This window comes from Herbaspirillum rhizosphaerae, assembly GCF_001189965.1.
Taxonomy (GTDB): domain Bacteria; phylum Pseudomonadota; class Gammaproteobacteria; order Burkholderiales; family Burkholderiaceae_D; genus Herbaspirillum; species Herbaspirillum rhizosphaerae.
In genome coordinates this window covers 144,332-160,105 of record NZ_LFLU01000006.1, presented here as the reverse complement: position 1 = coordinate 160,105, position 15,774 = coordinate 144,332, and the positions used below count along the sequence as shown (strand labels likewise).

At 62.2% G+C, this 15,774-nt stretch carries 6 protein-coding genes; all 6 read left to right on the top strand.

Features of this window, described 5'->3' with window-relative positions; all coding sequences use genetic code 11:
• The first annotated feature begins 93 nt into the window (after window positions 1-93).
• The 6 genes from AKL25_RS11055 to AKL25_RS11030 all read left to right on the top strand — a co-directional run bounded on the left by AKL25_RS11055 (window position 94) and on the right by AKL25_RS11030 (window position 15,774).
• On the top strand, window positions 94-420 hold the full coding sequence (locus AKL25_RS11055; RefSeq protein ID WP_050477716.1) for a hypothetical protein: 327 nt from the start codon (window positions 94-96) through the stop codon (window positions 418-420).
• 573 nt (window positions 421-993) lie between these two features.
• Window positions 994-9,750 carry a GH36-type glycosyl hydrolase domain-containing protein gene (locus AKL25_RS11050; RefSeq protein ID WP_338034481.1) on the top strand — a complete coding sequence of 2,919 codons (8,757 nt, stop codon included), beginning with the start codon at window positions 994-996 and terminating at the stop codon, window positions 9,748-9,750.
• Window positions 9,751-9,904: 154 nt separating this feature from the next.
• The gene (locus tag AKL25_RS11045; protein WP_050477714.1) at window positions 9,905-11,146 is read left to right on the top strand and encodes an SfnB family sulfur acquisition oxidoreductase; all 1,242 of its coding nucleotides are present in this window, start codon (window positions 9,905-9,907) and stop codon (window positions 11,144-11,146) included.
• A gap of 30 nt (window positions 11,147-11,176) precedes the next feature.
• On the top strand, window positions 11,177-12,418 hold the full coding sequence (locus AKL25_RS11040) for an SfnB family sulfur acquisition oxidoreductase (RefSeq protein ID WP_050477713.1): 1,242 nt from the start codon (window positions 11,177-11,179) through the stop codon (window positions 12,416-12,418).
• A gap of 64 nt (window positions 12,419-12,482) precedes the next feature.
• Window positions 12,483-14,117: an ABC transporter substrate-binding protein gene (locus AKL25_RS11035; protein WP_050477712.1), complete on the top strand. Its 1,635-nt coding sequence runs from the start codon at window positions 12,483-12,485 to the stop codon at window positions 14,115-14,117.
• Window positions 14,118-14,139: 22 nt separating this feature from the next.
• Complete coding sequence (locus tag AKL25_RS11030; protein ID WP_050477711.1) at window positions 14,140-15,774, top strand: ABC transporter substrate-binding protein; 1,635 nt, start codon at window positions 14,140-14,142, stop codon at window positions 15,772-15,774.

The window sequence follows — 15,774 nt, the reverse complement described above, 5'->3', positions numbered from 1 at the left end:
CCAGATTCTTCTTTATTGCACGCTCATACAAGCAAACGAATCGATTAAAGTTGGCGGCGAACTATTCGCTCAACCACATTCAAAGAGGACGTTATGGATAACAACAACGAATCGCCAGAACTGATGTCAACCAACTCTGGTATTGCTGAAAGAGGCGCTCAGCCCATAGCGGATTTTTATGCCAATTGGGAGCCTGATCGCTCCGGCTCTGGTTACAAGGTTTGGTTTGGGAGATCCTACGGCGAGACCGGCCCAGAGATATACAATGTGCGAATTGGCGACGAACTTGAACACGTCAGGCTCCCCAATCGCAAAAGCGGCACTCTTCGTCATGAGGCCCTCCCTAACGAACCGAAGAAACTTGGAAAACTGTCGCTGACAATCGACAAAGAAAAAACGCGATTAAATTACCAGGACTAAATACAAAGAGAGCCGTGCTTGGCCCTCTCATCCGTAGATAAAGAAAGCCCTTTGCGGGGCTTTCTTTTTTTGCAGTTCATATTCAATGAAAATCCTGGTTGGCGTTGCTTCTCCGGCGGCTTATGTATCGATGCGGCTTCTTCCTGTGTTCTTTTTCCCTATCAGGGCACACCGCATATTGTTCCGTATGGACCATGTGAGCAGATGTCGCGCCCGTTCGGACGCAGTCATCCCCCGATTGGCAGAAAGAGCGCAACATGCTTCGAATTAACGTACACTCACAGAGATCCTCCCATCGAGAGATGTTCTGAAGAAATAAGGCCAACGCCCGTCTTCTGAATCGTTCCTGCGGTACCGTCGTACTTGCGTGATGATTCAACCTGCATCGAACCCAGCCATCCTGCGTGTGACCCGGAGCACACAAACCTGGATTCAGCTCTTTCCATCAGTTCCCCCTGACCGCTTCTGCGCATGACCGCGCAGACGAGCGGCGTTTATACGCTTGTACAAACAGCATCTTCGCCGTCGCCGGCAGGCGTTGCGTTTGTACCGGCCGGATGAAAGACGTGAATCGTGAACCCAGAACAACTATCCATCGAAGAAGAATTGCCGCTGCGCGCAGAATTGTTCAGCGCCTTGCAGATGGAGCAACATGGCCGCGTACTGGCCAATGCCCACAAACTCAGCTCGACCTATGGTCCCGACAAATTGCTGGCGCGGCTGGCCGACAATGAAGCCACCATCATCCAGGCTTGCACCCGGCTGACCGAAGCCATCAAGGCAGGGCGCCAGGTGACGCCGGCGGCCGAATGGCTGCTGGATAATTTTTACCTGATCGAAGAGCAGATCCGCACCGCCAAACGCCATCTTCCCAAAAACTACAGCAAGGAATTGCCGCGCCTGCTGCACGGCCATTCCGCCGGCAGTCCGCGTGTCTACGATATCGCGCTGGAGACGATCTCGCACGGCGACGGCCGTGTCGATCCCGAAAGCCTGAGCCGCTTTGTTGTGGCGTATCAGCAAACCACGACCCTCAATCTGGGGGAGTTGTGGGCCATCCCCATCATGCTGCGACTGGCGCTGATCGAGAATCTGCGGCGTGTCGCTGCGCATCTGTCGGCGACTCGGGTCAATCGCAATCTCGCGCATTTCTGGGCCGACGCCATGCTGGACGTCGCAGAGAAAAATCCCAGCAACCTGATCCTGCAGGTTGCCGACATGGCGCGCTCGGCGCCGCCGATGGAAAGTTCGTTCGTGGCCGAACTGGTGCGCCGCTTGCAGGGGCACAGCCCTACGCTGACCTTGCCGCTGACCTGGCTGGCGCAGCGGCTGGCTGCTTCCGGCACCAGCATCGAGCACCTGGTGCAGCAGGAAAGCCAGCGCCAGGCGGCCGATCAAGTTTCCATCAGCAACAGCATCGGCTCGTTGCGGTTCCTGAGCAGCATGGACTGGCGCGAGTTCGTCGAAACCATGAGCGCGGTCGATCATATCCTGCGCGAAGATCCCAACGACACCTATGCGCGCATGGACTTCGCCACCCGCGACCGTTATCGCCACGTGGTGGAAAAAACGTCGCGCGAAGGTTCGCTGTCCGAAACCGAAGTGGCGCGCCAGGCGATTGCCATGGCAAGTTCCGCCGCGACGCGGACAAGCATCAGCGACCGGCAGGCACATGTGGGTTATTACCTGATCGGTCCAGGCCTGGCCCAGTTGCAGGCAGCCGCCACCATCCATGTGCCGGTGCGTGCAAAACTGGTCCGGCTGGCAAAGGCGTCGCCGTTGGCGATGTATCTCGGCGCCATCCTGCTGATCACTGCGCTGTCGACATGGTGGGTGCTGGCCGAGGCGCATCGCAACGGCGCCCATCAATGGCATCCGTTGTGGCTGGCCGTGCTGGGATTGCTGGCGGCCTTGCCTGCCAGCCAGCTGGCGCAATCCGTCGTCAACTGGCTGGTGCCTCTGCTGGTGCCGCCAAGGCTGCTGCCGAGAATGGATCTTTCCGGCGGTATTCCTCCTGAATGCCATACCCTGGTCGTGGTGCCGACCCTGCTGACCAGCTCCGCCGGGGCGGAAGGGTTGGTCGAGGCGCTGGAGGTGCGCTTTCTGGCCAATCAGGATATCAACCTGCGCTTTTGCCTGCTGACCGATTTCGCCGACGCCGCCGGCGAGCACATGCCGGGCGACGGGCCGCTGCTGGAGTTCGTGTCGACGCTGATCGCGGACCTCAACACTTGCTATCCGCGTGCAGGCGGCGACAATTTCTTGCTGCTGCACAGGCCGCGCCGCTGGAATCCGGCACAGGACGTGTGGATGGGCCATGAGCGCAAGCGCGGCAAACTGGGCGACCTCAACGCCTTCCTGCGCGGCGGCGGCCTGGATGCTTTCTGCGCCGTGGTCGGCGACACTGCCGGCCTCATCAATACGCGCTACGTCATCACGCTGGACACCGATACCGAGCTGCCGCGCGATGCTGCACGCCAGTTCGTGGCGACGATGGCGCATCCCTTGAATCGCCCGCATTACGATGCCGCGCAAAAGAAGATCAGCGACGGCTACGGCATTCTGCAGCCGCGCATCGCCGTCAGTTCACCCAGCGCACACGCTTCGCGCTATGAATTGCTGTACGGCGGCGAGACCGGCATCGATCCGTATACCCGCACCGTTTCCGACGTCTATCAGGATTTGTTCGGCGAGGGCTCGTTCACCGGCAAGGGCATCTATGACGTCGATGCCTTCGAACAGGTCTTGCAGGCGCGCATGCCAGACAATCGCATCCTCAGCCACGATCTGCTGGAAGGTTGCTATGCGCGCGCCGGCCTGATCAGCGACGTGCAGTTATACGAACAGTATCCCTCGCGCTATAGCGCCGATGTCAGCCGCCGCCATCGCTGGATTCGCGGCGACTGGCAGATCGCCGCATGGCTGTGGCCGCGCGTGCCGGTAAGTCGCGACGCCGCCGGAAAACTGCGCTACGAGAAAACGCCGCTGTCGGCTTTGTCGCGCTGGAAGCTGTTCGACAATCTGCGCCGCAGCCTGGTTGCGCCGGCATTGACGCTGACCGCCCTGAGCGGCTGGATTCTGCTGCCGCAGCCCTGGTTCTGGACCTGGTCCGTGCTGGCGGTGGTGCTGGTTCCCGCGTTCTGTTCATTGCTGCTCAATCTGCTGCACAAGCCCGCCGACATCCGGCTGCGACAGCATGTATCGGCCTCGCTTTCCACGCTTGGGGCGCAGCTGGTGCATGCGGGGCTTGCCGTCAGCCTGTTGCCGTACGAGAGCTGGTATCACCTGGACGCCGTCGTCCGCACTCAATGGCGCCTACATGTCTCCGGCAAGCATCTGCTGGAGTGGAACAGCTCCGGCGAAGTGAACCTGCGCGCCGGCAACCGTCTTCGTTCCTGCTACGCCGCGATGTGGCAATCGCCGCTGCTGGCATTGCTTGTCGCCGTCTACCTCGACCTGCGCCATCCTGTTGCACTGGCCGCCGCCGCGCCTGTGCTGCTGTTGTGGTGGCTGGCGCCGGTCATCGTGTTCCGCATCAGCCAGCCGATCACGCGACGCATTCCGCATCTGAGCGATACGCAACAGACTTACCTGAATTCGCTGGCGCGCAAAACCTGGCTGTTCTTTGAAACCTATGTCGGTCCGGCTGACAACTGGCTGCCGCCCGACAACATGCAGGAGCATCCGGTGGAAGTATTGGCGCGGCGTACCTCGCCAACCAATATCGGGCTGTCGTTGCTGGCCAACCTGACGGCCTACGATTTCGGCTATATTCCCGGCGGCCAGCTGCTGGAACGCACTCGCAATACCTTCCAGACCATGGCGGCGCTGGAACGCTATCAGGGCCATTTCTACAACTGGTACGACACGCAGTATCTCCATCCGTTGCCGCCGGCTTACGTGTCGACGGTAGACAGCGGCAATCTGGCCGGCCACCTGCTGACTTTGCTGCCCGGATTGCAAGGCCTGGCGGACGCACCGGTGCTGCATCCGAATCTGTTTCCCGGCATCTGTACCGCCTATCTCATCCTCAATGAGCTGTCGGCATCGTTGCCGCTCGACGACGAGCAAAAAATCTCCCAGCTGTTTGCGTACGAACTGGAAGCCGCCTGCAACACACCGCCTTTGTCGCTCGGCGAGGCCTGCGATGTTCTCGACAGTCTGCATCGCCACGTAGGAGATTTTTCGCGCAAGCTGAACCAGGTTGCCGTTTCTCACACCGCCCACGCATCCGGCATGCTCTCCGAAAAATATCAGCAGCGCCTGAGCGAGCTGCGCAGGTGGGAGAGGGCGCTTGCCAGCCAGTGCCGCGAGGCGCTGGCCGAATTGCATGCACTGGCGCCGTGGCTGCGCAGCGCTCACTTCGAGCAATACAGCGACGACATGCCATTGCTGGCAACCGCGCTGAACGGCGCGTTCACCTTGCGCCAGATTGCCCAGCTGCCCGCCCTGATGCACCTGGCGCAAGCGCCGCGAGACGACACGGACGAAAAAAACGCTGCACGGGCCGCCTTGCATGCCTTGCTCAAGGAAGCCAGCGACCTGGCCGCCTCGCGTCTGGTCGCGATCGACATGCTGGCCATGCAAGCGGCGGAATTCGCGCGCATGGAATACCGCTTCTTGTACGACCCCGCCACGCATCTGCTGGCGATCGGCTACAACGTCGCCGAACGCCGCCGCGATACCGGCTTTTACGATTTGCTGGCGTCGGAAGCTCGGCTGGCGGCGTTTGTCGGCATCGCGCAGGGGCAATTGCCGCAGGACAGCTGGTTTGCGCTGGGCCGGCAACTCACGCTTGCCGGCGGTGAACCCATCCTGCTGTCATGGAGCGGTTCGATGTTCGAATATCTGATGCCTTTGCTGGTGATGCCGACCTTCACCGGCACGCTGCTCGATCAGACCTACCGGTCGGTGGTGGCGCGGCAGATCGGCTACGGAGCGCAACGCGGCGTGTATTGGGGCATGTCGGAATCCGGCTATCACAGCTTCGACGCCAGCCTGAATTATCAATACCGGACCTTCGGTGTGCCTGGGCTCGGCTTCAAGCGCGGTCTGGGCGACGATCTGGTGATTGCGCCGTATGCATCGATGATGGCGCTGATGGTGGCGCCGGAGCAGGCTTGCGACAATCTGCAGGCCATGAGCGCCGCCGGCTTCGAAGGTGTTTTCGGCATGTACGAGGCAATCGACTACACGCCTTCGCGCCTGCCGCGCGGCCAGAGCAGCGCCGTCATCCGCTCGTTCATGGCGCATCATCAGGGCATGGGATTGCTGTCGCTGTCCTATCTGCTGCTGGATCGTCCGATGCAGCGGCGCTTCCAGTCTTATCCGCTGTTCCAGGCCGCCATGTCGCTGCTGCATGAGCGCGTTCCCAAGGCCGGCGCCAATTATTCGAGCGCCTCCGAGCTGGCCGACGTGCGCATCGCCGCCACCGATCAGGATCAGCAGATCCGCGTTGTGCGTCGCCCCGATCCACGCACGCCGGAAGTGCAACTGCTGTCCAACGGCCGCTATCACGTCATGGTCACCAGCGCCGGCGGCGGTTACAGCCGCTGGAACGACGTCGCGGTCACCCGCTGGCGCGAAGACACCACGCGCGATCACTGGGGCAGCTTTTGCTACGTGCGCGACATCCGGGACGAGGCCTTCTGGTCGACGGCGTATCAGCCGACGCTGACGCCGCCCGCGCATTACGAGGTGATCTTCTCCGAGGGGCGCGCCGAATTCCGCCGCAGCGACCGCGATATCGACATGCACACGGAAATCGTGGTTTCGCCTGAAGACGACATCGAACTACGCCGCACCAAGATCACCAATCGTTCGCGCTCGACGCGTACGCTGGAAATCACCAGCTACGGCGAAGTCGTGCTGGCGCCGCCGGCGGCAGACGCCATGCATCCGGCATTCAGCAATCTGTTCGTGCAAACGGAAATCGACGTTCAGCGCGGCGCCATCCTGTGCACCCGGCGGCCGCGTTCGGTCAGCGAAAGCGTGCCGTGGATGTTCCACCTGATGGCCGTGCACGGAGCAGATGCCGATATGGCGTCTTACGAAACCGATCGCATGGCGTTCCTCGGCCGCGGCCGGACCTCTTCCGCGCCGCAGGCCATGCAGCAAACCGGACCGCTGTCGAACAACGCCGGTTCGGTGCTCGATCCGATCGTGTCGATCCGCCGCCGCATCACCCTCGAGGCGGAACAATCCGTGACCATCGACATGGTGACCGGTGTGGCGTCCAGCCGCGCCGTCTGTGAAGAACTGATCGGCAAATACCAGGACCGCCATCTGGCCGATCGCGTGATGGAACTGGCCTGGACGCACAATCAGGTGGTCTTGCGCCAGCTCAACGCCAGCGAAGCCGACGCGCAGTTGTACGGCCGCCTGGCCAACTCCGTGATCTACGCCAATCCGCTGCTGCGGGCGGACGCCAGCATCCTGGCGCGCAACCGGCGCGGCCAGTCGGCGCTGTGGAGTTATGCAATCTCGGGCGATCTGCCGATCGTGCTGTTGCAGATTCGCGATATGAGCAATATCGAGTTGGTGCGCCAGCTGGTGCAGGCGCACGCCTATTGGCGCTCCAAGGGGCTGGCGGTTGATCTGGTGATCTGGAACGAAGACCACGCCGGTTATCGGCAAGTGCTGCAGGAGCAGATCCTGAATCTGATTTCCTCGGTGACCGGTGCGCATACCATCGACCGGCCCGGCGGGATTTTTGTGCGCTTGCTGGATCAGATTTCCGACGAAGACCGCATCCTGTTCCAATCGGTGGCGCGCGTCATTCTGAATGACAGCAGCGGCACGCTGGCCGAACAGGTCGCACGCCGCGAAACGCCTGAAGTGAAAATGCCGTTCCTGTCGCTCAAAGCAGTCCCGGCGCCGGTCTCCGAGGTTGCGGCGGAGCCGGACTGCAATCCGCCGGCGCCGTTGCTGGACAACGGCATGGGCGGCTTCAGCGCCGACGGTCGCGAATATTTGATTACCACCGGCGACGCCCGCTATACGCCGGCGCCGTGGAGCAACGTTATCGCCAACGCGCACTTCGGCAGCGTGGTGTCGGAAAGCGGCCAGGCCTATACCTGGGCTGAAAATGCGCATGAATTCCGTCTCACGCCGTGGGCCAACGACCCCGTCAGCGACGGCGGCGGCGAAGCATTTTATCTGCGCGACGAACAGAGCGGCATCAGCTGGTCGCCGACACCGTTGCCGCGACGCGGCAGCGGCGAGTATCTGACCCGCCATGGTTTCGGCTACAGCGTATTCGAGCATCGCGAAGGCGGGATTTTTTCTGCGCTGACCACGTTCGTTGCACTGGATGCGCCGGTGAAATACATGGTGCTTCGCGTACGCAACGATTCGCCGCTACAGCGCCAGCTCTCGGCGACCGGCTATGTCGAGTGGGTGCTGGGCGACCTGCGCGCCAAGACGGCGATGCACGTAAACAGCGAAACCGATATTGCCACCGGCGCGCTGCTGGCGAGCAATCACTACAACACCGAGTTTCCGCAGCGCGTCGCCTTCTTCGACCTGGACGCCGCCGGCAAGACAATGACCTGTGATCGCCAGGAGTTCATCGGACGCAATCGTTCGCTGCAAGATCCGGCGGCGTTGGAACGGCAACGCCTGTCCGGCAAGGTCGGCGCCGGCCTGGATCCGTGCGCGGCGATGCAGACCGTATTCGAACTGGCGCCGGGACAAGAGCGCGAACTGGTGTTCTTGCTCGGTCTCTGCGACACACGCCAGGACGACGCCGGCGCGCTGATCCTGCGTCATCGCGGCGCGGTCACGGCGCGTGCGGCATTGCAGGCGGTCAAGGATTACTGGCAGCAAACGCTGGGAACGATTCAGGTCCACACGCCCGAACCGGCGCTGGACGTGCTGGCCAACGGCTGGCTGCTGTACCAGACGCTGGCGTGCCGGATGTGGGCGCGCAGCGGCTACTATCAATCGGGCGGCGCGTTCGGCTTCCGCGATCAGCTGCAGGACAGCATGGCGCTAGTGCACAGCGAGCCGGCACTGGTGCGCAATCATCTGCTGCTGTGCGCGGCACACCAGTTTGTCGAAGGCGACGTCCAGCATTGGTGGCATCCGCCGACCGATCGCGGTGTGCGCACCCATTGCTCCGACGATTATCTGTGGCTGCCGCTGGCGGTGCATCGCTACGTCGTCGCCACCGGCGACACGAGCGTGCTGGATGAAACCGTCCACTTCCTCGAAGGCCGGCCGGTCGGCGCCGATGAGGATTCGTATTACGACCTGCCGCAACGTTCCGGCGACAGCGCCAGTCTCTATCAGCATTGCGTACGCGCCATCCGCCATGGCTTGGCCTTCGGTCAGCACGGCCTGTCGCTGATCGGTTCCTGCGACTGGAACGACGGCATGGACAAGGTCGGCGAGCAAGGGAAGGGCGAGAGCGTGTGGCTCAGCTTCTTCTTCTACGAAGTGATGATGCGTTTTGCCGAGGTGGCGATCCTTCACGAGGACCGGGAATTCGCCCTCAGCTGCCGCGACCATGCGCAGACGCTGCAGCAGCACATCGAGCAAAACGGCTGGGACGGCGACTGGTATCTGCGCGCCTATTTCGATGACGGCAGTCCGCTCGGCTCATCCGGCAACGTCGAATGCCAGATCGATTCGATCTCGCAAAGCTGGGCGGTGCTCTCCGGCGCCGGCGATCCGCAGCGCGTGCAGCAGGCCATGCAGGCGGTGCGGCAACGCCTGGTGCGCGACGACGACAAGCTGATCCAGCTGCTGGATCCGCCGTTCGACCGCTCCGACCAGAATCCCGGTTACATCCGCGGCTATGTGCCGGGCGTGCGCGAAAACGGCGGGCAATATACGCATGCGGCGATCTGGACCATCATGGCGTTCGCCCGCATGGGCGATCATGCGTCCGCATGGGATTTGATGCGCATGATCAATCCGCTCAACCATGCGCGCAACGCCGAAGAAATCGCCGTCTATAAAGTCGAGCCTTACGTGGTCGCCGCGGATGTCTATGCCGTGACGCCGCATACCGGCCGCGGCGGCTGGACCTGGTATACCGGATCGGCAGGCTGGATGTACCGGCTGCTGGTCGAATCGCTGCTGGGATTGCACGTTGAGGGCGACAAGCTGACCATCGACGCCTGCGTTCCCCCTGATTGGGAAAACTACGGGATCGACTATCGCCACGGCGCCACGCTTTATCGGATAGCGATCACGCAGACGACCGGGACGCTGCCGGCGGGAACTTGCCGCTTCAGGCTGGACGGCATCGATTTGTCCGAAACGGCAGTGGCCTTGGTGGACGATCGCCAGGAGCATCTGATCGATGTCGTCCTGTCTCGCTGAGGGCTGCCATCGAACCATGCAATTTTCAAACTAAGAAATGCGAAATACTTCGTTTTGCTAAAACGCGGATTTTGATTTAATGACCCATCGTTAATCTTGCCTGTGCTTGCTGCCTTCTGCAGCAATGCGGTCAATCTCACGGAGTCATTCCATCATGTCAGCGGTCATCGAAAAGTCGATCGTGGGCGCAGCCGTCTCTACGTCCCGGGCGCCGGCGCACCGCATCCTCAGTGAACAGGAGGCGCTCGATACTGCGCGCCGGCTGGCGCAGGATTTCGCGCAGGAAGCCGTCGCGCGGGACCAGCAGCGGCGCCTGCCGCATGCCGAGACAGAGCGTTTCTCGGCCAGCGGCCTGTGGGCGATTACGGTGCCCAGGGCATACGGCGGCATCGGCGCTTCCTGGGCGACACTGGCGGAAGTCGTCAAGCTGATCTCCGCCGCCGATCCTTCCATCGGCCAGATCCCGCAAAACCATTTCGGCATCCTGAACGTGCTGGCGCAGACCGCCAGCGAAAGCCAGAAACACTATTTCTACGGCGAAGTGTTGAAAGGCGCTCGCTTCGGTAATGCCGGCCCCGAGCGCACCAGCAAGAACGTCCTCGATATCCGTACGCGCATCACCAAAGACCCGGGCAGCGCCGACTACCTGCTCAACGGCACGCGCTTCTATTCCACCGGCGCCTTGTATGCCGACTGGGTGCCGACGCGCGCGCTGGACGACGAGGGGAAGGGCGTGTTCGTCTTCGCCGAGCGCCATGCACCCGGACTGAGCGTAGTCGACGACTGGTCCGGATTCGGCCAGCGCACCACCGCCAGCGGCACCGTCGTCTTCGACAATGTGCGCGTCCCGGCGGCGCATATCGTGCCGTTGCATCAGCTGGCGACCCAGGCCAACAACATCGGTCCTGTCGCCCAGTTGATCCAGGCCGCGATCGACGCCGGCATTGCACACGCCGCCGTCGACGATGCCATCGCATTCATCCGCCAGCGCTCGCGTCCGTGGGCCGACAGCGGCGTCGAGCGCGCCGGCGACGATCCGCTCACGATCAACCAGATCGGCGATCTCAAGATTCGCCTGCACGCCGCCGACGCCTTGCTGGAACGCGCCGCGCGCACGCTCGACAAACTGGCGTTGCCCATCAGCTACGAGCAGATGGCGCAAGCGTCCGTCGCTGTGGCGGAGGCCAAGGTGTTGACCACCGAGATCGCCTTGCACGCCAGCGAAAAACTGTTCGAACTGGCAGGCACGCAATCGACGCTGGCGGCGCACGATCTCGACCGTCACTGGCGCAATGCCCGCGTGCACACGCTGCACGACCCGGTGCGCTGGAAGTACCACGCGGTGGGCAACTACTACCTCAACGACACGCCGCCTCCGCGTCATAACTGGTCCTGAGCGGCCGGCCATTTCATCGAAAGCACAATCATGAGTCACTCCGCCATTGCCGTCGCCTCTCCGGATGCGCCAACACGTTCCGCCGAGCCGCGCATCGTCGCCAGGATCCGCAGCGACGCCGAAGCCATCGAAGTCGCGCACAAACTGGCTGCCGAACTGGCGCGCGAAGCCTCCGAACGCGATCGCGAACGCCGCCTGCCGTGGGCGGAGCTGGAACGTTATGTCCGTTCCGGCCTGTGGGGCATCACCGTGCCGAAGGAATACGGCGGCGCCGGCGTTTCCAACGTCACTCTGGCGCAAGTCACGGCCATCATCGCCGAGGCCGACGGCTCGCTCGGCCAGATTCCGCAGAACCACTTTTATGCGGTGGAGATCATCCGCGTCAACGGCAGCGAGGCGCAAAAACGCTTCTACTTCGAGCGCGTGTTGCAGGGTGACCGCTTCGGCAATGCGCTGGCCGAGATCGGCACCAAGAATTCCGCCGAGCGCAAAACGCGTTTGACCAAGGACGGCGACGACTATCGCATCAACGGCCGCAAGTTCTACGCCACCGGCGCGCTGTATGCCGACTGGGTGCCGACCTCGGCCATCGGCGACGACGGCGTGCAGCAGCTGGCGCTGGTGCCGCGCGACGCGGCAGGACTCAGCATCGTCGACGACTGGTCGGGATTCGGCCAGCGCACCACCGGCAGCGGTTCGGCGATCTTCGACAACGTGCGCGTGCCTGCCGATGCGGTGCTGGGCTTCCAGGCCTCATTCGATCGCCCGACGACCGTGGGGCCGCTTGCGCAACTGCTGCATGCCGCCATCGATCTGGGTATTGCGCGCGCAGCGTATGCCGACCTGATCCGCTTCGTGTCCACGCGCTCGCGCCCCTGGATCGACAGCGGCGTCGAGCGCGCCGGCGACGATCCGCTGACGATACGCGAAGTCGGCGATCTGACCGTGCAACTGCATGCTGCGGAAGCCCTGGTCGATCGCGCCGGACTGAAGGTCGACCTGGCCGCCGCCGATCCCACCGCGGACACCGTCGCCGCAGCGTCGATCGCGGTCGCCGAGTCGCGCGTGTTGACCAACAACGTGGCATTGGCCGCAGGCAGCAAGCTGTTCGAGCTGGCAGGAACGCAATCCACGCTGGCCGAAAACAATCTCGACCGCCACTGGCGCAACGCCCGCACGCACACGCTGCACGATCCGGTGCGCTGGAAATATCACGCCATCGGCAACTACTACCTCAACGACAAGAAGCCGCCGCGCCATGGCGCGATCTGAGTGTTCGTCCACGCCCGACTATCTGACTATCCGACTTAGCGTCCGCACAACAAGAAAAGACACCATGCACAATCGCTTCACGCTTTCTTTGCTTTCCGGTTTATTGCTTGCATCCTTGCCGTTTATCGCCGCAGCGCAGACGCAGTCGCAAGCGCAGCTTCCCAAAGCAGGCGGCACGCTGGTCGCCATCGTCCAGCCCGAACCGGTCACGCTGACCGGCGCCGTCAACACCGCGCAGCCGACCTCGCTGATCGCCACCAACGTCTACGACGGCCTGCTGTCCTACGACAACGATCTCAAGCCGCACGGCCAGCTGGCCGAACGCTGGGAAGTGTCGAAGGACGGTCTCGCCATCACTTTCCATTTGCGCAAGGGCGTCAAATGGCACGACGGCAAACCGTTCAGCTCGGCCGACGTCAAATGGTCGGTGGAAAACGTCTGGAAGACCGTTCACCCGCGCAACAAGGCCATCCTGGTCAACCTGACTCAGGTCGACACGCCGGACGCGAATACCGCCATCTTCCGTTTTACCAAGCCGTCGCTGGCCCTGCTGTCGACGCTTAACTCCTGGGGCGCGCCCGTATTGCCTAAGCATTTGTATGAAGGCACCGACGTCCTCAACAATCCGAACAACAACAAGCCCGTCGGCACCGGCCCGTTCGTATTCAAGGAGTGGAGCCGCGGCAACTACATCACGCTGGAACGCAATCCGAATTACTGGGAGAAGGGGAAACCTTATCTCGACAAGATCATCTTCAAAGTCGTGCCTGACGCCGGCGCGCGCGCCGCCACGCTGGAGAACGGCGACGCCCAGTACGCCGTGTTCAGCCCGGTGCCGCCGAAAGAAGCGCAACGCTTGGCCGAGTCCGGCAAGGTCAAGGTCGAAACCAGCGGTTATCAGTGGTCGTCGCCCGTGCTTTACCTCGACTACAACCTCAACAACAAGTACCTGAAAGACGTGCGCGTGCGCCGCGCCATCGCCCACGCGGCCAACCTGGAAGGCCTGAACAAGGTGGTCTGGTACGGCTACGGCAAGCCGTCGGTCAGCATCGTGCCGACGACCTTGTCGCAGTTCTTCGACAACACCGTGCCGCGTTATCCCTACGACACCAAGAAGGCGGAAGCGCTGCTGGATGAAGCCGGCTTCCCGCGCGGCGCCGACGGCGTGCGCTTCACCATCAGCAACGACTATCTGCCGTACGGCGACGACTACCGCCGCACCGCCGAATACCTCAAGCAATCGCTCAAGCGCGTCGGCATCGAAGTCAACATCCGCAGCCAGGACACGGCGGCCTTCACCAAGCGCGTCTACGGCGACCGCGACTTCGATACCGCGATTACCTGGAACGCTTCCTTCCCCGATCCGCAGATCGGCCTCACGCGCATGTACTGGTCGGGCTGGATCGGCAAGAACATTCCCTGGACCAACAGCTCCGGCTACAGCAATCCGGAAGTCGATCGCGTGATCGAGCAGTCGCAGGGCGCCGCCACGCAGGCCGAACGCATCGCGTTGTTCAAGAAATTCCAGCAGATCACCCAGACCGAGCTGCCGACCTTGCCGCTGATCGAATTGCATTTCTTCACGGTGCATTCGCCGCGCCTCAAGGGCATCACGCAAGACGGCGACCAGTCGCAGGGCTCGCTGAAAAACGCGTGGCTGGAACCGGCCAACGCGAACCTGGCGAAAGCCGGGCAATAAAAATACCGAGGGAAAACACAACATGAACAAGACTGTATTCAAGCTGCTGGCAGCCACCGCTGCCACTGCTCTCACGCTGGCCTTTAATGCGTTCGCGCAGACCCGCGGCGGCACGCTGACCGCGATCATCCAGCCCGAGCCGGTGATCCTGACGTCCGCGTTGAACACGGCGGCGCCGACCGGTTTCTTCAGCGCCAACGTGTTCGACGGCCTGGTGGAATACGACAACGATTTCAAGCTGCGTCCGGCGCTGGCGGAGAGCTGGGACGTCTCTAAGGACAGCAAGACGCTGACCTTCCACCTGCGCCATGGCGTGAAGTGGCATGACGGCAAGCCGTTCACTTCGGCCGACGTCAAATGGACGCTGGAAAACGTCTGGAAGAAAATCCACCCGCGTAACCAGATCATCTTCGGCACCGTCACCGGCGTCGACACGCCGGACGACTACACCGTCATCATCCGTTTCAGCGAACCGTCGCTGGCTGTCCTGAGCTCGCTCAACAGCAACGGCGCGCAAGTGCTGCCCAAGCATTTGTACGAAGGCACCGACATCCTCAACAATCCGTACAACAACAAGCCGGTCGGCACCGGCCCGTTCGTGTTCAAGGAATGGAGCAAGGGCAACTACATCACGCTGGAACGCAATCCGAATTATTGGGATAAGAGTAACGTCGGGAGCAAAGGCGTTAGCAAGCCTTACCTCGACAAGATCATCTTCAAGGTCGTGCCTGACGCCGGCGCGCGCGCCGCTGCGCTGGAAAAGGGCGAAGCGCAATATGCGCCGTTCTCGCCGGTGCCGCTGAAGGATGCCGAGCGCCTCGCCAAACTGCCCGGCCTCAAACTGGAAACGCGCGGATACGACTGGATTTCGCCATGGCTGTTCCTTGACGTCAACGTCGACCGACCTTATTTCAAGGACGTGCGCGTGCGCCAGGCGCTGGCCTATGCGATCGACCTGAACGCCTTCAACAAGGTGGTCTGGTATGGTTTCGGCAAACCGGCGGTCAGCCCGGTGGTGTCGACGCTCAAGCAGTTCCACACCGACGACGTGCCGAAGTACGGCTACGATCCGAAGAAGGCGGAAGCGCTGCTTGATGAAGCCGGCCTGAAGCGCGGCGCCGACGGCACCCGCCTGCGCATCAATCTCGATTACCTGCCTTACGGCGACGACTACAAGCGCAGCGGCGAATACATCAAGCAAGCATTGAAACGTATCGGCATCGACGTCAATGTGCGCGCACAGGACACGCCGACTTACACCAAGCGCGTCTACGGCGATCGCGACTATGACTTGTCGGTGGTGTGGTTCGCCGGTTTCGCCGATCCGCTGGTGGGCGTTACGCGCGCTTACTGGAGCGATTCGGTCGGCAAGAACATCCCGTGGAGCAACGGCTCGGGCTACCGCAGCGCCGAGGCCGACAAGCTGATCGAGCAAGCCCAGTCCTCGGCCAGCCAGAGCGAACGCGTCGCGCTGTTCAAGAAACTGCAGCAACGCGTGCAGACCGACCTGCCGTCGATCCCGCTGCTGGAGTTGCATTTCTTCACCGTACAGGCCGCCAACCTGAAAGACACCGTCACTGGCGTCGACCAGATCTACAGCTCGCTCAAGAACGCCTGGTTCGACAACACGGCCAAAGTCGCCAAAGCGGCTCCCTGA

Coding starts and splice junctions, on each gene's coding strand:
- AKL25_RS11055 (WP_050477716.1), top strand. CDS start 94: ATGGATAACAACAACGAATCGCCAGAACTGATGTCAACCAACTCTGGT.
- AKL25_RS11045 (WP_050477714.1), top strand. CDS start 9,905: ATGTCAGCGGTCATCGAAAAGTCGATCGTGGGCGCAGCCGTCTCTACG.
- AKL25_RS11040 (WP_050477713.1), top strand. CDS start 11,177: ATGAGTCACTCCGCCATTGCCGTCGCCTCTCCGGATGCGCCAACACGT.
- AKL25_RS11035 (WP_050477712.1), top strand. CDS start 12,483: ATGCACAATCGCTTCACGCTTTCTTTGCTTTCCGGTTTATTGCTTGCA.
- AKL25_RS11030 (WP_050477711.1), top strand. CDS start 14,140: ATGAACAAGACTGTATTCAAGCTGCTGGCAGCCACCGCTGCCACTGCT.